At 70.7% G+C, this 19302-nt stretch carries 15 protein-coding genes; 11 read left to right on the forward strand and 4 right to left on the reverse strand.

Features of this window, described 5'->3' with window-relative positions:
- Positions 1-141: 141 nt before the first annotated feature.
- On the forward strand, positions 142-1857 hold the full coding sequence (locus VJ693_RS16210) for a diguanylate cyclase (RefSeq protein ID WP_324155762.1): 1716 nt from the start codon (positions 142-144) through the stop codon (positions 1855-1857).
- Here the strand turns inward: VJ693_RS16210 and VJ693_RS16215 are convergent.
- Positions 1832-4990, reverse strand: coding sequence for an NAD(P)-binding protein (locus tag VJ693_RS16215; RefSeq protein WP_324155764.1), 3159 nt, complete (start codon positions 4988-4990; stop codon positions 1832-1834). The genes VJ693_RS16210 and VJ693_RS16215 overlap by 26 nt on opposite strands.
- A gap of 103 nt (positions 4991-5093) precedes the next feature.
- Complete coding sequence (locus tag VJ693_RS16220) at positions 5094-5660, reverse strand: DUF1415 domain-containing protein (RefSeq protein ID WP_324155766.1); 567 nt, start codon at positions 5658-5660, stop codon at positions 5094-5096.
- Between the two features lie 32 nt (positions 5661-5692).
- On the opposite strand from VJ693_RS16220, the gene VJ693_RS16225 reads away from it, so the two are divergent.
- The 6 genes from VJ693_RS16225 (at position 5693) to VJ693_RS16250 (ending at position 9740) form a co-directional block, all read left to right on the forward strand.
- Positions 5693-6196, forward strand: coding sequence for a YbaK/EbsC family protein (locus tag VJ693_RS16225; RefSeq protein ID WP_324155768.1), 504 nt, complete (start codon positions 5693-5695; stop codon positions 6194-6196).
- Positions 6193-6477 carry a DUF1289 domain-containing protein gene (locus VJ693_RS25715; protein WP_414652302.1) on the forward strand — a complete coding sequence of 95 codons (285 nt, stop codon included), beginning with the start codon at positions 6193-6195 and terminating at the stop codon, positions 6475-6477. The genes VJ693_RS16225 and VJ693_RS25715 overlap by 4 nt, the downstream gene beginning before the upstream one ends.
- A complete protein-coding gene (locus tag VJ693_RS16235; RefSeq protein WP_324155772.1) occupies positions 6474-7067 on the forward strand; it encodes a DsbA family protein in 594 nt (197 codons plus the stop codon). The genes VJ693_RS25715 and VJ693_RS16235 overlap by 4 nt, the downstream gene beginning before the upstream one ends.
- A 196-nt stretch (positions 7068-7263) precedes the next feature.
- Positions 7264-8916 carry an MFS transporter gene (locus tag VJ693_RS16240; RefSeq protein WP_324155774.1) on the forward strand — a complete coding sequence of 551 codons (1653 nt, stop codon included), beginning with the start codon at positions 7264-7266 and terminating at the stop codon, positions 8914-8916.
- Positions 8917-9048: 132 nt separating this feature from the next.
- Positions 9049-9213, forward strand: coding sequence for a hypothetical protein (locus tag VJ693_RS16245; RefSeq protein WP_324155775.1), 165 nt, complete (start codon positions 9049-9051; stop codon positions 9211-9213).
- A gap of 83 nt (positions 9214-9296) precedes the next feature.
- Positions 9297-9740 (forward strand): universal stress protein, encoded by a 444-nt coding sequence (locus VJ693_RS16250; protein WP_324155776.1) that lies wholly within the window; start codon positions 9297-9299, stop codon positions 9738-9740.
- 21 nt (positions 9741-9761) lie between these two features.
- Here VJ693_RS16250 and VJ693_RS16255 read toward each other — a convergent pair whose 3' ends face one another.
- Positions 9762-10877: an NAD(P)/FAD-dependent oxidoreductase gene (locus tag VJ693_RS16255; protein WP_324155778.1), complete on the reverse strand. Its 1116-nt coding sequence runs from the start codon at positions 10875-10877 to the stop codon at positions 9762-9764.
- A 142-nt stretch (positions 10878-11019) separates the two neighbouring features.
- Between VJ693_RS16255 and VJ693_RS16260 the strand changes: the two genes are divergently transcribed.
- The 4 genes from VJ693_RS16260 (at position 11020) to VJ693_RS16275 (ending at position 17808) form a co-directional block, all read left to right on the forward strand.
- Positions 11020-12795 carry an NADH-ubiquinone oxidoreductase-F iron-sulfur binding region domain-containing protein gene (locus tag VJ693_RS16260; RefSeq protein ID WP_324155779.1) on the forward strand — a complete coding sequence of 592 codons (1776 nt, stop codon included), beginning with the start codon at positions 11020-11022 and terminating at the stop codon, positions 12793-12795.
- Positions 12795-15623 carry a formate dehydrogenase subunit alpha gene (gene fdhF / locus VJ693_RS16265; RefSeq protein ID WP_324155781.1) on the forward strand — a complete coding sequence of 943 codons (2829 nt, stop codon included), beginning with the start codon at positions 12795-12797 and terminating at the stop codon, positions 15621-15623. The genes VJ693_RS16260 and fdhF overlap by 1 nt, the downstream gene beginning before the upstream one ends.
- 114 nt (positions 15624-15737) lie before the next feature.
- Positions 15738-17012 (forward strand): NnrS family protein, encoded by a 1275-nt coding sequence (locus VJ693_RS16270; RefSeq protein WP_324155783.1) that lies wholly within the window; start codon positions 15738-15740, stop codon positions 17010-17012.
- Between the two features lie 37 nt (positions 17013-17049).
- The gene (locus tag VJ693_RS16275) at positions 17050-17808 is read left to right on the forward strand and encodes an SDR family oxidoreductase (protein WP_324155786.1); all 759 of its coding nucleotides are present in this window, start codon (positions 17050-17052) and stop codon (positions 17806-17808) included.
- A gap of 10 nt (positions 17809-17818) precedes the next feature.
- On the opposite strand, the gene VJ693_RS16280 is transcribed toward VJ693_RS16275, so the two are convergent.
- Entirely contained in the window at positions 17819-19039 is a 1221-nt protein-coding gene (locus VJ693_RS16280; RefSeq protein ID WP_324155787.1) for an ABC transporter substrate-binding protein, read from the reverse strand.
- Positions 19040-19302 lie beyond the last annotated feature (263 nt).

Raw genomic sequence — 19302 nt, forward strand, 5'->3', positions numbered from 1 at the left:
GCACGGCTTTGCCCCACAATCGGCGGCGTCCGGAGCCAAGGGCCGGGCGCGCCGGAGGGCGCGCACCGCGCATCCCAGAAATTGAACAAGCACGTCGTTGGTTGGCGCTGTCGGGCCGCGGCCCGCTGGAGCGCGTGGGTCTTGCTGGCCTGGCTGGGGTGGCTGGGCGTGGCCACGGCCGCCTCGGCGCCGGTGGCCGGCCGCCCACCGCTGCTGGCGCTGTCGAGCCAGGCGCCGGCCGAGCTGGTCGGCACGGCCTGGCTGGCCGAGGCCGGCGTCGACGAACCCTTTCCCGCGCCCGGCGCCGACCTCGCCACCTGGTTCGCCGGCCATCGGCCCGCCGCGCAGATCAGCCTGCAAGGTGGCCACTACTGGCTCGCCGCGCGACTGCGCCATGACGACACGGGCATCGGCTGGGTCTTCGACCCCCACAACACGCTGATCGAGCGGGTCGAGCTGCAACTCAGCGGCAGCGACGGCAGCCTGCAGCGCCGCGTGGCCGGCTACGCCGAGCCGCGCGCCCACATGCTGCACTACGGCCAGGGCATCGAGCTGAAGCCGGGCGTCGAGTACCAGGCGCTGGTGCGCCTGGACAGCCGCTACTTCGCCTCGGTGCCGCGCCTGCAGTTCGGGCCCGAGCCGGCGTTCCAGCGCAAGGTGCTGAGCGAGAACCTGCTGGTGCTGGGCTCGCTCGGCGCGATGGTCGCGCTGGCGTTGTTCAACCTGTTCCTCTACACACTGACGCGCACCGCGAGCCACCTGTACTACTTCGTGCAGCTGTCCTTGTCGGTCTGGGCCTGGTCGATGGTGTTCCAGATCCCGACCGAGCTGTGGGGCTGGCAGGGCCTGACGCTGCACTACCTGCCGTTCTTCCTGATGCCGCCGGCGGCCTCGCTGTTCTGCATCGATTTCCTCAGCCTGCGCCAGCGCCACCGGCGGCTGTATGCGCTGCACTGTGGCGTGATCGTGGCCGGCGTGCTGCTGGCGCCGGTGGCGGTGCTGGCGCTGCCGTGGGCGAACCTCGTGGCCTCGCTGCTGATCTCGGCCTGGATGGCGCTGACGCTGACCAGCGGCTTCGTCAGCCTGCGCGCGGGCTACCGGCCGGCGCGCTTCTTCGTGCTGGCCTTCATGGCGCTGGCGATTCCGGGCCTGATCATCCTGCCGGGCAACCTCGACCTGATTCCCGACCTGGTCGACAACGCCGAGGCCTGGACGCTGCTGGGCAGTGCGTTCGAGGCGCTGTTGCAGGCCTTCGCGCTGGCCGATCGCATTCGCTTGCTGGGCCAGGAGAAGGACCATGTCGCCGAGCAGCTGATCCACACGCTGCAGGTGGCCCACACCGACGCGATGACGGGCCTGGGCAACCGCTACGCCTTCGACCTGATGGTCGAGCGGCGCAGTGCGGGCTCCCTGTGGCCGGACCAGCAGCCCTGCCTGCTCGCGGTGATCGACCTCGACGGCCTGAAGCTGATCAACGACCAGCAAGGCCACGCCCGCGGCGACGACCTGATCCGCGCCGTCGGCCTGGGCTTGCAGGCGATGCAGGTCGACGGCACGCGCTGCTACCGCCTGGGTGGCGACGAGTTCGGGATCCTCGCGCCACGCCACCTCGAGGGGCAGATCGCCGAACAGCTGATGCAGCTGGAGCTGGAGCTGCTGGCCGGCGGTTTCGAACAATCGGGTGTCAGCTTCGGCATCGCGCACTGGGAGCCGGGCTGCGACCCGTTCGAGCTGCTCAAGCGCGCCGACGGCCACATGTACCAGAACAAGGCGCGGCGGAAAGCCGAGCGGCGGGCCGCCGCTCAAGCGGCGCGCGCGGCCGAGGTCAGCCCTACCAGCCTGCTTCGCCCCGAATGACGGCGGGCCAGCCGCAGATCGCGCGCGCGGTCTGCATGCCGGCCATCGTCGCGGCCTCGACGCAGCCGGCATTCAGGCCGGTCCTGATCCAGTCGCCGGTGAGGTACAGGTTCGTGAAACCCGAACCATCGGTCGCCAGGCGATAGGCGCTGCTGCCGACCACCGACAGCACGTAGCGCTCGGAGGGGTCGACGTTGGCGCGCCAGTACTGGCTCGCGAAACGCTGCTCGCCGACGCCGCCGTTCAGGTCGACCAGCCACTCCCACTTGAAACCTTCGGCCGTCGTGGCGCTGGGCCACAGCGCGCCGACCTCGGTGTTCAGCTGCTTCGTCGCGGCCACGCGCACCTCGGCCTTGCAGCGCGCCGGGAAGCCGAAGTCGCGTTCGGGCGGGTAGTGGGCCATCGGCAGGGCGCTGCAGAAGTACGAGACGTTCTTCGGCTCCTGGCCTGGCGGCCAGTCTTCGCGCACCAGCAGCTGGTCCATCGGGGCCCAGGTGTCGAAAGGCTCGGTAAAGGCGCTGAGCACGGGTTCCTCGTCGGCGTGGGCCGGGTTGGTCGCCCAGGTGTTCCAGCCCAGCGCCTTCAGGTCCTGGGTCAACCAGACCTGGTAGGCCTGCGTCGCGACGGTCTTGACCTTGGCCGTCATGCTCTGCAGCGCCGGGCTGCGCTCGACGAGCTTCGGCGCGAGCTCGGGCACGCTGGCCGCCGAGGCGCCGAAGACCACCAGGTCGAAGTCGACGCCGCGCTGCAGCGTGATGTGTGGCAGCGGCTTGCCGAAGGCGGCCTCGTAGACGTCCGGCCAGTCGCTCCAGTGCGATTCGAGGTTGATGTTCTTTGCCTGCAGGAGCGCAGCCTGCGCGGGAACGATCTGGCCGTACTGCGGCGCGCTCGGCCAGCAGGCCAGGCCCTTCACGTCGACCAGCGGCTCGTAGTGGTCGGCGCCGCGGGTGACGTCGACCTGGCGCGTCAGCACGATCTGCTCGACGGTGTTGCCGCCGTCGGCCGAAGGCAGCAGCTCGTCGACCTGGTGGAAGAACTTGAAGGTCACGCCGCGCTGGCGCAGCAGCTGGTAGAAGGGCGTGAACACCACGTCGCCCATGCCGGCCTGCATCTTCCACATGATCGCGCCCTGGTAGGCGAAGGCCACCAGCATCATGCCGCGCAGCATCGTGCCGGCCTCGATGTTGGGCTTGTGGAAGTCGCCGTCCTCGAAGGCGAAGACCAGGTCGTAGAAGCCGCGCACCGGGGCGGAATCCACCGTGACGCCGGGGTTTGCGCCGTGTTGCGCGAGCCAGGCCTGGAAGTCGATGTCGTTGATGACGTCGAAGCCCTGCGTGAAGACATGGTCCTCGAACATGCCGATCAGCGCGGTGATCGCCAGGTCGGCGCAGATGTACAGGCGCCGCAGGTCGGTGGAGATCTCGCCGGGCGCGGGCCAGGCATCGCGCAGCCAGCCTCGCAGGCCCTGCAGGCTCGCATGCAGCATCTCGTGGTCGGCGCCGTCGTGGCGGGCGATGTCGCTGCCCAGGGCCTTGGCGGCGTCATGCAGCGCGGCGGCGGCGTGGCGCACGTCGCCCGCCAGATGGGCCGCCTCGCGCTGGGTGGCCTCGGCCAGACGGTGAAGCCAGCCGGGGTCGCCGGGCGAGGCGACCGGCGGCGGCGCGGCATGCGCGTTGCCGAGTTCGCCGAGCCATTGCTGGATCCACTCGCAGGCGGTGACGACCACATCCCAGATCGACAGGCGCTCGCTGCCGCTGCCCGGGGTGCCGGGCCGGGGCGGGGTGTCGACCGGCCAGATCTCCCAGTGGTCGCGTATCCACTCGGTCAGGGCGACGAAGTGCTGCGGCTTGAAGGCCTCGTCCCAGGTGGCCAGCGGCGCACCGGCCGGCCGGCCGAGCAGCGCATAGGCGCGCTTCATCAGCGCGAAGGCGTTCTCGTAGAAGCCGAACCAGATGTGCAGCCCGTGCTCCTCGATGCGCTGGCCGGCAGCCGCATTGCGCCCGCTCGCGCCCTTGCCGCCGATGCGCCAGCCCATCTGGTAGACGGTGATCTCGTAGCGGTTCTGCCAGCCGGGCTGGTCGGTCAGGTAGAACGCCGTGGTCATCGCGCCGACACCACCGCCGATGATGGCCACTTTCTGTGGCTGGATCACCGAGTTGTCGACCAGCTCGACACCCGGCGTGACGCTGAAATCCATGCTCACGTGGAACGGCAGGATCGCCGGCTGCGTGCCCAGCGCCCAGCCGAGTGTCTGGTCGAGCGGGAAGCTGGCGAAGGGCTGCAGCGTGCACCCGAACGGGCCACCGAACAGCTTGACCGCGCGGATCTTGTCGATCCTGGCCGGCGCCGCGACCACCGCCTGGTAGACGGCCTTGACGCCGGCGCCGTCCGGGAACTGCTTCAGGAACACCTGGTCGATCTGCGGCGCGAGCAGGGTCTGGATCACCTGCTCCCAGCCGGCGAGCGACAGGTCCAGCGCATCGGCATCGCTGGCCAGCAGCGCCACGGCCTGGCGCACCAGCGCCTCGAAGTCCTGCAGCGGCGTGGGCGGCGGCAGCGGGTGCTCGGGCGCGACTTGGAGCAGCGGGTGCATCGCCAACTCGGTGTCGGGCGAGAAGGGCTGGAAGCCCTTGCAAGCCAGCGAGAAGGTGAGCGGGTCGCCCTCGGCCAGCGGCATCGTGTACTGGCATTCGTACTTCGGGTAGCCGTACAGCTCACGCCCGTTGATCAGGGCCATGCAGTCGTTGACCCAGATGTGGCAGGGGTAGAAGTAGATGCGGTGGATCTTGGTTTCGCCCGGCAGGAACTGCCCGACCATCACCCAGGTGACGATGTCGGTCTCCTGGCCCCAGCCCTTGGCGCGGTCGACCGGATCGGTCGAGTTGGCATGCTGCACGTCGGTGAAGGTCAGCAGCACGTAGGGCGACAGCACCTTGAAGCTCATCCGGCCGTCCGCGGCGGCGTTCAGCGTCGCGTCGACCGTCTGCTGCAGCGCGGAGCGCTTGCCCTTGACGAAGAAGCCGTACATCTCGGACGAACCGAGCGACAGCGGCGGGTGCATCAGCACGTTGCCGCCGGAGTACAGGTAGTTGGGGCGCGATTCGGTGCGCGGCGAAGCCGGCTCGTGGCTCATCGAGGGATCCTCCCGGGGTGGGGTTCTTGGAGCCGTCGATGCTAGGAAGTGCCCGGCGTGCCGATGGGGCGAACAGCTGCGCGAAGTGCGCGCTTTTGTGGTGTTAGCCCGCTTTCCGGAACAACGCGGCCCAGCCTTCGTGCCCCAGCTTCTCCAGCGTCTCGATGTTTCGTTCGAAGATCGCCTCGGCTTCGGGGAAGGCCTCGACCGCGCGGTCGATGCTGGCTTCGCGGATCAGGTGCAGCGTGGGGTAGGGCGAGCGGTTGGTGAAGTTCGAGATGTCGTCGGCGGCCGTGCCGGCGAACTGGAACCGCGGGTGGAAGCTGGCGATCTGCAGCGTGCCGTCGAGGCCGCGTTCGGCCAGCAGCGCCTCGGCCACTTCGAGGAAATCGTTGAAGTCGAGAAAGTCCTGCAGCACCTGCGGGTGCACGAGCAGCGTGGTGTCGGTTGTCTCGGGGTCTGCGGCGGCCAGGTGGCGCAGCTCGCGGTCCAGCTCGGCCAGCAGCGCCTCGGGCGCGGTCGCGTCGCTGAGCACGTAGCGCACCTGGCCCTTGACCTGCACGCTCTTGGCGAAAGGGCACAGGTTCAGGCCGATGACGGCCTTGTCGACCCACTCGCGGGTGGCGTCCAGGGGGTCGCGATCAGCGTCGGCGGCGTCGGGTGAACTCATGGGGGCATTGTCGCGCGGCGACAATCCGCCCCATGGCAAACGACACCCCTGACGCCGCTGACCAGACGCTGCACGAGGCCTTCGCCCAGGTCACGCGCCTGCTGGCCGAAGCCGGCCACCCGCACGCGCCGCGCTGGCTCGATGTGCCTGCGCGCACCTGCCAGGAAGCCGCCGAGGCGCTCGGCCTGCAGACCGGCCAGATCGCCAAGAGCGTGATCTTCCGCCGCAAGGCCGACGACGCCGCGGTGCTCGTCGTCGCCTCGGGCGACAAGCGCGTGGACGAGAAGAAGGTCGCCGCCCTGGTGGGCGCCATCGGCCGCGCCGACGCCGGCTTCGTCAAGGCCAAGACCGGCTACTCGATCGGCGGCGTCGCCCCGGTCGGCCATGCGACGCCGCCGGTCACGCTGATCGACCGCGAGCTGTTCCGTTTCGACGAGGTCTGGGCCGCGGCCGGCCACCCGAACGGCGTGTTCTGCATTGCGCCGGCCGCGCTGGAAAAGCTGACCGGCGCGCCGGTGGCGGACGTTACGCAATGACCGCGCAGGGCGAGTTGCCGGGCCGAGCGCCGGGCCGCTCCCAAGCCGGCCCGGATCCCCTCGGGGGATCGGCCGACGTACCCGTCGGACGAGGGGTTCCATCCCCGTGCACCAGCGTGTGCAAGATGAACGCCGGCACCGGCTGGTGCGAGGGCTGTTTTCGCACGATCGACGAGATCGTCGCCTGGGGCACGATGGGCGACGACGACAAGCGCCGCGTCTGGGCGCTGCTGCCGGCGCGGCGCGAGCAGGCCGCCGCACCGAAGGAGCCGACCCGATGACCCCCATCGTTTTCCACTTCGACGTCATCTCGCCCTTCGCCTACCTGGCGTTCGAGCACCTGCCCGAGGCCCTGAAGGATTGCAGCTACGTCGTCGACTACCGGCCGGTGCTGTTCGCCGGCCTGCTGAAGGCGCACGGCCACAAGGGGCCGGCCGAGATCCCGGCCAAGCGCGAGTGGACCTTCCGCCAGGTCGATTGGCTGGCCGCCAGGCTCGGCCTGGGGCAGATGCGCTGCCCGGCGCCGCACCCGTTCAACCCGCTCGCGCTGCTGCGCCTGGCGCTGGCTTGCCAGCCAGCCGGCCGGATGCCAAACCGCCGTGTCGTCGAGACGCTGATGCGCCACGTCTGGCAAGCCGGCGGTGCCGACCCAAACGAGCCGGTGCGCTTGGCTGCGCTGCGCGCAGCGCTTGCCCCGCCGCGCGATCCCGACAGCGAGGAGGTCAAGGCCGAACTGCGCGCATTGACTGACTCGGCCATCGCGCGCGGGCTGTTCGGCGTGCCGAGCTTCGAGATGAGCGGCCGCCTGTACTGGGGCCTGGACGCGCTGCCGATGCTGCGCGACGACCTGCTCGCCATCGAGCCGCGCTGAACAACCGTACAGAGCTGCCCTGGGACTTTCCCGCGGTCGCCGTCGGCATCTCACATCGCGGAAGCGTGCCTTCGGGTTCGACCCGAGTTTGTCAGCCTCGCATCAGCCAGCTGTCAGAACCCGGTCAGAGGGTCTCGAAATAGTCGCGCCATGCGTTGCCGGGGTGGCAGCGCTTGTTGGGCATCAGGAGATATTCATGGCAACGACGACGGCAAGCGCGCCGATGACGAGGGAGGAGAAGAAGGTCATCTTCGCCTCCTCGCTCGGCACGGTGTTCGAGTGGTACGACTTCTATCTGTACGGCACCCTGGCCGTGATCATCGGCAACCAGTTCTTCTCGGCACTGGACCCGGCCTCGCGCACGATCTTCTCGCTGCTGGCCTTCGCCGCCGGCTTCATCGTGCGGCCCTTCGGCGCCATCGTGTTCGGCCGCCTGGGCGACATGATCGGCCGCAAGTACACCTTCCTGGTCACCATCCTGATCATGGGCCTGTCGACCTTCATCGTCGGCGTGCTGCCCAGCTATGCATCGATCGGCCTGGCCGCGCCGGTCATCCTGATCGGCCTGCGCATGCTGCAAGGCCTGGCGCTCGGCGGCGAGTACGGCGGTGCCGCCACCTACGTGGCCGAGCACGCGCCGCAAGGCAAGCGTGGCGCCTACACCTCGTGGATCCAGACGACCGCGACCGTGGGCCTGTTCCTGTCGCTGCTGGTGATCCTCGGCGTGCGCACGACGATCGGCGAGAAGGAATTCGCCGACTGGGGCTGGCGCATTCCGTTCCTGGTCTCGATCTTCCTGCTGGCCGTCAGCGTGTGGATCCGGCTGTCGATGAACGAATCGCCCGCCTTCAAGAAGATGAAGGAAGAGGGCCGCACCTCGAAGGCGCCGCTGACCGAATCCTTCGGCCAGTGGAAGAACCTGAAGATCGTGATCCTGGCGCTCGTCGGCCTGACCGCCGGCCAGGCCGTGGTCTGGTACACGGGCCAGTTCTATGCGCTGTTCTTCCTGACCGGCGCATTGAAGGTCGACGCGTCCACTGCCAACCTGATGATCGCCGCCTCGCTGGTGATCGGCACGCCGTTCTTCATCGTGTTCGGCGCGCTGTCCGACAAGATCGGCCGCAAGCCCATCATCATGGCCGGCTGCCTGATCGCCGCGCTGACCTACTTCCCGCTGTTCCGTGCGCTGACCGAGGCCGCCAACCCCGACCTCGCCAAGGCCCAGGCCGCAAACAAGGTCGTGGTGACCGCCGATCCGAACGAGTGCTCGTTCCAGTTCAACCCGACCGGCACCGCCAAGTTCACCAGCTCATGCGACATCGCCAAGCAGGTGCTGTCGGCGGGTTCGGTGAGCTACGACAACGTGGCCGGCACGGGCACAGCCAAGATCAGCATCGGCGAGACGGTGATCGAAAGCTTCAGCCACGTCGGCTTGCCGGCTGACGAGATCAAGAAGAAGGACGGCGAATTCAAGAAGGCCGTGGGCGACGCCCTCAAGGCGGCGGGCTACCCGACCAAGGCCGATCCGGCGAAGATGGACAAGGTCAAGATCGTGTTGATCCTGTCGCTGCTGGTGATCTACGTGACCATGGTCTACGGCCCGATCGCCGCGATGCTGGTGGAGTTGTTCCCGACCCGCATCCGCTACACCTCGATGAGCCTGCCGTACCACATCGGCAACGGCTGGTTCGGCGGCCTGCTGCCGGCGACCGCGCTGGCCATCGTGGCGCAGACCGGCAACATGTACAACGGCCTGTGGTACCCGATCATCGTGGCCGCGATCACCTTCGTGGTGGGGATGATGTTCGTGAAGGAAACCAAGGACGTGGACATCTATGCCAAGGATTGATGGCGGCGCCTGACGGCGCGCCCGATCCCTCGAAGGGCAGCCCGTGCGGCTGCCCTTTTTTCATGTCCGCGTAGGGGCGGTGTCAGGCCACCTGTCTATCGTGCCGGCAAGCACTTCAAGGAGACATGCCCCATGTGGAAACTCATCCTCGCCTTCGCCCTGTTCGCCGCCATTGCGCTGTACCTGCTGTCCAAGGGCGGCGATGTCGACATCAGCGGCGAGAAGCACGGCATCGAGACCAGCCCCCCCGCGGCGGCGAGTGCGCCCGAGGGCGTGGCGTCGGCCGCCTCGAACTGAGCCCTTGACCCCGCTCAAGCCGTGGCTGCCGAGGCGGCGTAGATTGGCCGGCAGACACACCAACCACCGAGCGAGGTCAGGCCATGTATGAACACCTGCTGGTGCCGGTCGACGGCAGCGAGCTGTCGGAGCGGGCGATGCGCGACAGCATCACGCTGGCCAAGCGGCTCAATGCGGCCATCACCGGTTTCGTCGCCGAGCCCGACACGGCGCTACCGGCGGTCGGGCGCCATCCTTCGGTCGTGCTGCGCGAGCACGAGCAGGCCGAAGCGGCCGCGGCGACCCATGCGCGCCACATCCTGGCGCAGTTCCGCGCCCTGGCCGGCGAGGCCGGCATCACCTTCCACGGTCACTACACCCGTGCGGCCCATGTGGACGAGGCCATCGTCCAGGCGGCCGAGCAGTACCACTGCGACATGATCGTGATGGTCACCCACGGCCGCGGCGCGTTCGGTGAACTGCTGTTCGGTTCGCACACCAAGAGCGTGCTGGCGCGCAGCAAGCTGCCGCTGCTGGTGCTGCACTGAGCGGCCCGGTGCCGCGCTGCGTCACGCGAGCAGGGCGGCGACCTCTTCGCCGATTGCCAGCGCCGCGGTCAGGCCCGGCGACTCGATGCCGAACAGGTTCACCAGCCCCGGCACGCCGTGCAGCGCCGGCCCGTCGAGGCGGAAGTCGGCCGCCGGCTCGCCGGGACCGCTGATCTTCGGCCGCACGCCGGCATAGCCCGGCTGCAGCGCATCGGCCGGCCGCTCGGCCAGCCCGGGCCAGTAGCGCATGACCTCGGCCGCGAAGCCGGCGCCGTCGGCCGCGTCGACGCGGTAATCCACCTCGTCCACCCACCGAAAGCTCGGCCCGAAACGCGCCTGGCCGGCGAGATCCAGCGTCAGGTGCACGCCCAGGTGGCTGCTCTGGCCCGGCACCGGGTAGATCAGGCGCGAGAACGGCGCCGCGCCGGCGAGCGTGAAGTAGGCGCCTTGCGCATAGAACGGCTGCGGCACGTGGCGGGCGTCGAGCCCGTCGATCGCGCGCGCAAGCTGGCAGGCCCGCAGCCCCGCGGCATTGACGACACGGCGGGCGCGCAGCGTGCTGGGCGCGTCGCCGCCGACCGCGAGTTCGAGCCCGCCGCCGGCCACCACCTGGCCGCGCCGCACCGGCGACTTCAGCGCGAGCATGGCGCCGTGTGCCTCGGCGTCGCCCAGCAGTGCGAGCATCAGGCCGTGGCTGTCGACGATGCCGGTCGAGGGCGACAGCAGCGCCCCGCGGCAGGCCAGTGCCGGCTCCAGCGCACGGGCGTCGCCGGCCGACAGCGGCTGCAGATCGGTCACGCCGTTGGCGGCGGCCTGCGCGCGCACCGCGTCGAGCCGCGGCAGCTCGTCGTCGCTGCAGGCCACCACCAGCTTGCCGCAGCACTGGTGGGCCACGCCGTGGCGGACGCAGAATGCGTACAGCAGCGCCTTGCCGCGCACGCACAGCCGGGCCCGCAGCGAGCCCGTCGGGTAGTACAGCCCGGCATGGATCACCTCGCTGTTGCGCGCACTGGTCGCGGTGCCGAAGGCGTTCTCCTGCTCGAGGATGACCACCTCGCGGCCGGCCCGAGCGAGCGCTCGCGCACACGCCAGGCCCACCACGCCGGCGCCGATCACGACGGTGTCGATCTCGTCCATGCCGGGATTGTGCGGTCGTCTTCCACCGCGCCGCGCCCGGGCGGGCCAGGCACAGGCGCTTCGCGCCGCGGCGTGCTTGACGCATACTCGACCGCATCGTGGTGCGCCACTGGGGCGCGCTGCTCCGACCGGTCGTTGCCGCATGCCCAACCCACCCGCCGCCGCCGAGACCCGCATTCCCGTCGAGACGCTGCGCCGGCGCGCGCGCTCGGAGCTCAAGGGCCGCCAGCCGAGCCAGGCCGCACGCGAGGCGGTGCGCGCGCTGATCGGCCCGGGGCCCCATGCGCCCGACCAGCTGATCGAGCTGCTGCACCGGCTCAACGACGCGCACGGCGCGCTGTTCGAGGGCCACCTGGTCGCGCTGGCGGCCGAGATGCGGCTCGCGATGGCCGAGGTGGTGGAGGTGGCGAGCTTCTATCACCACTTCGAGATCCTGCCCGACGATGCGGCCGCGCCGGCGCTGACCGTGCGCGTGTGCGATGGCCTGGCCTGCGCGATGGCCGGCGCCCCGGGCCTGATGGCCGCACTCGCAGGCACGCTGGGGGCCCAGGTGCGCGTGGTGCATGCGCCGTGCGTGGGCCGCTGCGAGCAGGCGCCGGTCGCGGTGGTCGGCCAGCGGCCGCTGCCGCAGGCCACGGCCGGGGCGGTGCAGGCCGCGGTGACGGCCGGCGAGAGCACCCACCCCCCGGCGGCCGACGACGCCGCCTTCGATCCGGTGGCCAAGGCGCTCGGCACCGTGGCCGAGGCGGTCGAGGGCATCGCCCCCCCGTACGTCGGGCTCGCCGCCTACCGCGCCGCCGGCGGCTACCAGCTCGCGGCCGAGCTGGTCAACGGCGAGCGCAACGCCGACGAGGTGCTGGCCGCGCTCGACGGCGCGGGCCTGCGCGGCCTGGGCGGCGCCGGGTTCCCGGCCGGGCGCAAATGGCGCATCGTGCGGGGCTACGAGGCCCCAAGGCTGATGGCCGTGAACATCGACGAAGGCGAGCCCGGCACCTTCAAGGATCGGACCTACCTCGAGCGGGATCCGCACCGATTCCTCGAAGGCGTGCTGGTCGCGGCGCAGGTGGTCGGCACCGAGGCCGTCTACCTCTACCTGCGCGACGAGTACGCCGGCTGCCGGGCGATCCTCGAGTGCGAGCTGGCCCGGCTGCGCGAAGATCCGCCGTGCCCGTTGCCGCCGATCGAGCTGCGCCGCGGCGCCGGCGCGTACATCTGCGGCGAGGAGTCGGCGATGCTCGAGAGCATCGAGGGCCGGCGCGGCGAGCCGCGCCTGAGGCCGCCCTACATCGCCGAACGCGGCCTGTTCGGCCGGCCGACGCTGGAGCACAACTTCGAGACCCTGTACTGGGTGCGCGACATCGTCGAGCGCGGCCCGGCCTGGTTCACGTCCTTCGGCCGCCATGGCCGCACCGGCCTGCGCTCGTTCAGCGTCAGCGGGCGGGTGAAGCAGCCGGGCGTCAAGCTCGCACCGGCGGGCATCACGCTGCGCGAGCTGGTCGACGAATATTGCGGCGGCATGGCCGAGGGCCACACGCTCTATGCCTATCTGCCGGGCGGTGCCTCCGGTGGCATCCTGCCGGCGTCGCTGGCCAATGTGCCGCTGGATTTCGACACGCTGCAGCCGCACGGCTGCTTCATCGGCTCGGCCGCGGTGATCGTGCTGTCGCAGCACGACCGTGCTCGCGACGCGGCGCTGAATGCGATGCGCTTCTTCGCCGACGAGAGCTGCGGCCAGTGCACGCCGTGCCGGGTCGGCACCGAGAAGGCGGCGCGGCTGATGCAGCAGGGGGCCTGGGACCACACGACGCTGGATGACCTGTCGGCGGTGATGGCCGATGCGTCGATCTGCGGGCTGGGCCAGGCGGCGCCGAACGCCATCCGCTGCGTGCAGCGCTACTTCGCGGACGAGGTGAAGTGATGAGCAGCATCCAGTTCACGCTCGACGGCCAGCCCTGCGAAGCACGCGCCGGCGAGACGATCTTCAAGGCGGCCGAGCGCGCCGGTGTCGCCATCCCGCACCTGTGCTACAGCGACGGCCTGCGCGCCGACGGCAACTGCCGTGCCTGCGTGGTCGAGGTGCAGGGCGAGCGCACGCTGGCCGCCTCGTGCTGCCGCGTGGCGCAGCCCGGCATGGTGGTCGAGACCCGGAGCGAGCGGGCCACTCGCAGCCAGAAGATGGTGGTCGAGATGCTGCTGGCCGACCTGCCGCAGGCGGGCTACCAGTGGCTAGACGGCGATGCACAACGCCCGCATGGCGAGCTGAGTGCCTGGGCCGACGCGTTGGGCGTGAGGCCGCGCGCCGAGCTGGTCACGCTGCGCCGCGAGCAACCGGCCGCCGACCTGAGCCACCCGGCGATGGCGGTCAACCTCGATGCCTGCATCCAGTGCACGCGCTGCGTGCGCGCCTGCCGCGAGATCCAGGTCAACGACGTGATCGGCATGCGCGGCCGTGGCGCCGGCACGCAGGTGGTGTTCGACCTCGGCGACCCGATGGGCCAGAGCACGTGCGTGGCCTGCGGCGAGTGCGTGCAGGCCTGCCCGACGGGCGCCTTGTCAGCCAAGTCCTTGATCGGCGACCAGCGGGTCGAGCGGGAAGTCGCCTCGGTCTGCCCGTACTGCGGTGTCGGCTGCCTGCTGACCTACCAGGTCCGCGGCAACCGCATCGTCGCCGTGCAGGGGCGCGACGGCCCGGCCAACCATGGCCGCCTGTGCGTCAAGGGCCGCTTCGGCTTCGACTACGTGAACCACCCGCAGCGGCTGCTCAAGCCCCTGGTCCGCAGGCCGGGGGTGCCGAAGGACGCGGCCGCGCAGAACCACCCCGGCCAGCCGCCGCGCGACTGGCGCGAGGTGTTCCGCGAAGCGAACTGGGACGAGGCCCTCGATGCTGCCGCCGGGGGCCTGAAGCGCCTGCTCGACGGGCATGGCCCCGCGGCGCTGGCCGGCTTCGGCTCGGCCAAGGGCAGCAACGAGGAGGCCTACCTCTTCCAGAAGCTGGTGCGCACCGGGTTCGGCAGCAACAACGTCGACCACTGCACGCGGCTGTGCCATGCGAGCAGTGTCGCGGCGCTGCTCGAGGGCGTGGGCTCGGGCGCGGTCAGCAACCCGGTCAGCGATGTGCAGCATGCGTCGCTGGTGCTCATCATCGGCGCCAACCCCGCGCAGAACCATCCGGTGGCCGCGACCTGGATGAAGAACGCCGCCGAGCGCGGCACGAAGATCGTGCTGGCCGACCCGCGCCGCACCGACCTCGAGCGCCACGCCTGGCGCACGCTGCAGTTCCGGCCCGACACCGACGTGGCGCTGCTGAACGCGATGCTGCACACGATCATCGAAGAGGGCCTCACCGACCCGGCCTTCATCGCCGAGCGGGTGAACCGTTTCGACGAGCTGCGCGCGCAGGTCCAGGGCTTCTCGCCCGAGGCAATGGCGCCGGTCTGCGGCATCCCGGCCGAGACGATCCGCGAGGTGGCTCGCGCCTATGCGACCAGCCCGGCGTCGATGATTCTCTGGGGCATGGGCATCAGCCAGCATGTGCACGGCACCGACAACGCGCGCTGCCTGATCGCGCTGGCCGCGGTGACCGGCCAGGTCGGGAAGCCCGGCTCGGGCCTGCACCCCTTGCGCGGCCAGAACAACGTGCAGGGCGCGAGCGACGCCGGCCTGATCCCGATGATGTTCCCCAACTACCAGCGGGTGAACGACACCGAGGCGCACAAGTGGTTCGAGCGCTTCTGGCAGACGACGCTCGACGCCCGGCCGGGCCTGACGGTGGTCGAGATCCTGCACGCCGCGCTGGCGGCTGATGACGACCCGAAGCGCATCCGCGGCATGTACGTGATGGGCGAGAACCCGGCGATGAGCGACCCGGACCTGTCCCATGCGCGCGCCGGCCTCGCGAACCTCGAACACTTGGTCGTGCAGGACCTGTTCCTGACCGAGACCGCCTGGCTGGCCGACGTGGTGCTGCCCGCCAGCGCCTGGCCCGAGAAGACCGGCACCGTGACCAACACCGACCGCATGGTGCAGATGGGCCGCCGCGCGCTGGACCTGCCCGGCGAGGCCAAGCCGGACCTGTGGATCATCCAGCAGATCGCCCGGCGCATGGGCCTGCCCTGGCGCTACGAGGGGCCGGACGATGGCGTCGCCGCGGTCTACGAGGAAATGCGCCAGGCGATGCACGGCGTGATCGCCGGAGTCAGCTGGGAGCGGCTCGAACGCGCGCACAGCGTGACCTACCCCTGCCTGACCGACGACGATCCGGGCCAGCCCATCGTCTTCCACGACGGCTTTGCCACCGACGATGGCCGCATCCACCTCGTGCCGGCCGCGCTGCTGCCGGCCGACGAGAAACCCGATGCCGACTACCCCTTCGTGCTGATCACCGGCCGCCAGCTCGAGCATTGGCACACCGGCAGCATGACCCGGCGCAGCCAGGTGCTCGATGCGCTGGAGCCGGCGCCCACCGCCAGCCTGCACGGGCAGGATCTGGCGCGGCTGGGGCTGGAGCCCGGCGGCTGGCTGCGGGTCAGCTCGCGGCGCGGCACGGTGCGCCTTCAGGCGCGGCGCGACGACGGCACGCCGCCGGGTGGGGTCTTCATTCCGTTCGCGTTCGCCGAAGCGGCGGCCAACCTGCTGACCAACCCGGCGCTGGATCCGTTCGGCAAGATCCCCGAGTTCAAGTTCTGCGCGGTGCGGGTCGAGCCGGTCGATGGACCGGCAACGGGCTCCAATTCGACTAAGGGTTGACCCTGATCAACCAGGCGGGTCGCGGGCGCCGGTAGCCTCGCGTGCTGGCCTGCCGGGCGCGCGTCCGGGCGGGCCATCGCCTTCGTCTTCCGCCCGACCACCCCTGGACCCGCCATGATTCCCTTGCAACCCGCTCCTGCCGGGCTGCCGTCGCGCAGCTTTGGCGGTCCCGCCGCCTCCGCCCACCTGCGCTGGCTCCTTGCCGCGCCGCATCGCCTGGGCTTCTTCGGCGGCGGTCTGATGCTTGCCCTGTCGGCGCTGTGGTGGGGCGCGATGCTGGCGGCGCGCTTCGGCGGGGTGGCCGTGCCCTGGGCCGTCTCGCCCGGTACGGCGCATGCGCTGCTGATGACCTTCGGCTTCATGCCGATGTTCTTCGTCGGCTTCCTGTTCACGGCCGGGCCGCGCTGGCTGGGTGTGGCACCGTTGCCGATGCGCTCGGTCGCGCCGGGCGTCGGGCTGATGCTGGGCGGCTGGGTGCTCGCGCTGCCGGGCTTCCACCTGTCCAGCGCGCTGGCCGGGCTGGGGCTGGGCGGTGTCTGCGCCGGCTTGATGCTGCTGACGGCGCAGTTCGGCCTGATGCTGTTCGACAGCCGCGCCGAGGACCGCGACCACGGCCGCATCGTGCTGGCCGCGCTGGGCATCGGCACGATCGCGCTGTGGGCCGCCGCGCTGGCGGTGACGCTGCGCGCCGATGCGGCCACCCGGGCGGCCGTGTGGGCGGCGCTGTGGGGCTGCTTCGGCCTGGTCTTCGTCGCCGCCGCGCACCGGATGATCCCGTTCTTCAGCGCCGCGGCGCTGCCGGGCGACGGCGCCTGGCGATCGCGTGCGGTGCTGGTCGCGCTGGCCGCCTTCGTGGCCGTGCAGGCGCCGTTCGCCGCCGCCGAGGCGCTGGGGACGTTTTCGCCGGCGTTGGCCTTCGTGCAGGGCGCGATCGAGTGGCTGGGCGCGCTGCTGCTGTTCTGGTTGTCGCTGCGCTGGGGCCTGCGGCAGAGCCTTGCGATCCGCCTGCTGGCGATGCTGCACATGGGCTTCTTCTGGCTGGCGGTGTCCTTCGCACTGGGGGGCGTGTCGCAGCTGCTGCGGGCCTTCAGCGATGGCAGCCTGTCGCTCGGCCTGGCGCCGGTGCACGCGTTCACGATGGGCTACCTCGGCAGCACGCTGCTGGCGATGGCCACACGGGTGGCCTGCGGCCAGCACGGCCGGGCCGTGGCGGCCGACCGCTGGGCCTGGGTGATGTTCTGGGTGCTGCAGCTCGGCGTGGTCGCCCGCGTGTTCGCCGCGCTGTGGCCGGTGGCCGGCACGCACCTGACGCTGCTGGCCGCACAGTGCTGGCTCGCCGCGGTCGGCGCCTGGGCGCTGCGCACCGGACGCTGGATGCTCAAACCCTGAGCAGCGCCCCGGCCCGGCGGGCGTATGCTCGCCGGCCATGAACGACGCCACGATCCGCATCGCCCTCGTCACCGGCGCCGGCAGCGGCATCGGCAAGGCCTGCGCGCTGGCCCTGCTCGACGCCGGCTGGACGGTGGTCTTCAACGGCCGGCGCGCCGACGCGCTCGCGGCCGCGATCGCCGAGTCGCCGCATGCCGGTCGCGCCTGGGCGGCGCCCGCCGACGTGAGTGACGAGGCGGCGGTGGCCGCGCTGTTCGAGCAGATCCGCCGGCGCCACGGCCGGCTCGACCTGCTGTTCAACAACGCCGGTATCTTCACCGCCGGCGTGCCGATCGACGAGCTGCCGGTCCAGGCGTGGCGCAGCGCCGTCGACATCAACCTGACCGGGGCGTTCCTGTGCACGCGCGAGGCCTTTCGCCTGATGAAGGCGCAGTCCCCGCGCGGCGGCCGCATCATCAACAACGGCTCGATCTCGGCCCACGCGCCGCGGCCGAACTCGGCGCCCTACACCGCGACCAAGCACGCGATGACCGGCCTGACGAAATCGTGCGCCCTCGACGGCCGGGCCTTCGACATCGCCGTCGGCCAGATCGACATCGGCAACGCCGCGACCGACATGACCAGCGCGATGGCCCAGGGCATGCCGCAGGCCGACGGCAGCCGCCGCGCCGAGGCGCGCATGGACGTGCGCCATGTGGCCGATGCGGTGGTGCAGATGGCCGCCTTGCCGTTGTCGGCCAACATGCTGTTCACGACCCTGATGGCCACCGGCATGCCCTTCGTCGGGCGCGGCTAGCCTCGACAGATCAGTTGGCCTTGCGCCGGATCACGCTGGCCTGCTTGGCATCCTCGGCGTAGACGAACTGCAGCGCGCCGTGGCGCCAGGTGGCCAGCCAGATCATGTTGATCGTGAAGGCGTCGTGGTCCTGCGCGCTGAACGGGTGGTCGTGCGTCGTTACGACGCCAGGGTAGGACTGCTGCAGGTTCTCCAGCGCCGCCTTGAGGGCGGGGCCGCTGGTGTCGCCGCGCGTCTGGAAGACCGCGCGCAGCATCAGGTGCACCGCATCGTAGGTCTGCGCCGCGGCCATCAGCGACGACACCGGCTGGTCGCCGGCATGGCGCTTGAGCCGCGCAATGAAGGACATGCGGCGCTCGTTCGACAGATCCGGCACGATCGACTGGACCATCATCGCGCCCTCGGCGGCGCCCGCGGACTTGTCCCACACGGTGCGGAACGACATCGGCCACGGCCCGAGCAGCGGGCCGCTGAAATGCACGGCCTGGCGGGCACTGGCCAGCGTGGCGAGCTCCGGCCCGACGCTGTAGCCGATGATGGCTTCGGCCCCGGCGGCCTGTGCGGCCCGGACCTCCGAGACCAGCGAGCTGACGCCGAGGTCGAAGCGCGCCACGTACACCGGCCGCAGGCCCTGCTCGGCGAGAAAGTGCTTGAGGTCGGCCAGGCCACCTTCGCCGTAACCCGTGCGGTCGGCGAACAGCGCGACGCGTTTCAGGCCGCGCCGCAGGGCGACTTCGCGCACCAGGAAGTCGGCCTGCAGCGTGTCGCGCGGCGACAGGCGGAAGACGAAGCTTTCGGCCGGTGCGTAGGTGGCCGTCACCGCCGAGCCGGTGGCCACCGGCACCATCAGCAGGTGCCGGTGGGTCTGGAACACGTCGATGGCTTTCAGCGCCACGCCGGTGTTGCAGTAGCCGATCGTGAAGGCGACCTTCTGCTGCAACACCAGGTCCTCGGCGGCACGCCGGCCCTCGTCGGGCGTGGCCTTGTCGTCGCGCACCACCAACTCGAGCGGGCGGCCGAGGTAGCCGCCGACCTCGTTGATCTCCTTGACAGCCAGCGTGGCCCCGAGGCGGGCGCTGTTGCCGAAGTCGCCTGAGCCGCCCGACAGGGGGCAGATGAAGCCGACGCGAAGCGGCGCCGGCTCCTGGGCGGCGGCCGGGCCGGTGGCGGCCAGGGCCAGTGCAGCGGCGAGGCCGGCGCAGCGTACAGCAAGGGTGCGGCGAGGCGTCATGGCGATTGGCCCCGGCGTTCGGCGCGGGGCAGGGGTTGGCGGACGGCGCGCGAGACTAGGCGCGCGAAGCTGAAAGCCAGCTTGAAATCGATGCCGCCTGCGGGAAGGTCCCAGGCTGCCGAAAACAAAAGGGCCCCCGGCGGGGCCCTCGCGCATGGCATCGCGGCCGCTGGCGGCCCGATGGTGTTGTTACCGCGGCGGTGCCTTGATCACCACGTAGTTGGCATCCGGGGCGGACAGATCCAGCGAGACCAGGGCATCGA

This window comes from Ideonella sp. (assembly GCF_035254525.1).
In the GTDB taxonomy this organism is placed as follows: domain Bacteria; phylum Pseudomonadota; class Gammaproteobacteria; order Burkholderiales; family Burkholderiaceae_C; genus Ideonella.

Excerpts from the sequence above, each read along its gene's own strand:
- VJ693_RS25715 (WP_414652302.1), top strand. The coding sequence starts at position 6,193 with ATGACCGCGCAGGGCGAGTTGCCGGGCCGAGCGCCGGGCCGCTCCCAA.
- VJ693_RS16255 (WP_324155778.1), bottom strand. The coding sequence starts at position 10,877 with ATGGACGAGATCGACACCGTCGTGATCGGCGCCGGCGTGGTGGGCCTG.
- VJ693_RS16275 (WP_324155786.1), top strand. The coding sequence starts at position 17,050 with ATGAACGACGCCACGATCCGCATCGCCCTCGTCACCGGCGCCGGCAGC.
- VJ693_RS16225 (WP_324155768.1), top strand. The coding sequence starts at position 5,693 with ATGGCAAACGACACCCCTGACGCCGCTGACCAGACGCTGCACGAGGCC.
- VJ693_RS16270 (WP_324155783.1), top strand. The coding sequence starts at position 15,738 with ATGATTCCCTTGCAACCCGCTCCTGCCGGGCTGCCGTCGCGCAGCTTT.
- VJ693_RS16260 (WP_324155779.1), top strand. The coding sequence starts at position 11,020 with ATGCCCAACCCACCCGCCGCCGCCGAGACCCGCATTCCCGTCGAGACG.
- VJ693_RS16220 (WP_324155766.1), bottom strand. The coding sequence starts at position 5,660 with ATGAGTTCACCCGACGCCGCCGACGCTGATCGCGACCCCCTGGACGCC.
- fdhF (WP_324155781.1), top strand. The coding sequence starts at position 12,795 with ATGAGCAGCATCCAGTTCACGCTCGACGGCCAGCCCTGCGAAGCACGC.
- VJ693_RS16245 (WP_324155775.1), top strand. The coding sequence starts at position 9,049 with ATGTGGAAACTCATCCTCGCCTTCGCCCTGTTCGCCGCCATTGCGCTG.
- VJ693_RS16240 (WP_324155774.1), top strand. The coding sequence starts at position 7,264 with ATGGCAACGACGACGGCAAGCGCGCCGATGACGAGGGAGGAGAAGAAG.
- VJ693_RS16250 (WP_324155776.1), top strand. The coding sequence starts at position 9,297 with ATGTATGAACACCTGCTGGTGCCGGTCGACGGCAGCGAGCTGTCGGAG.
- VJ693_RS16215 (WP_324155764.1), bottom strand. The coding sequence starts at position 4,990 with ATGAGCCACGAGCCGGCTTCGCCGCGCACCGAATCGCGCCCCAACTAC.
- VJ693_RS16235 (WP_324155772.1), top strand. The coding sequence starts at position 6,474 with ATGACCCCCATCGTTTTCCACTTCGACGTCATCTCGCCCTTCGCCTAC.
- VJ693_RS16280 (WP_324155787.1), bottom strand. The coding sequence starts at position 19,039 with ATGACGCCTCGCCGCACCCTTGCTGTACGCTGCGCCGGCCTCGCCGCT.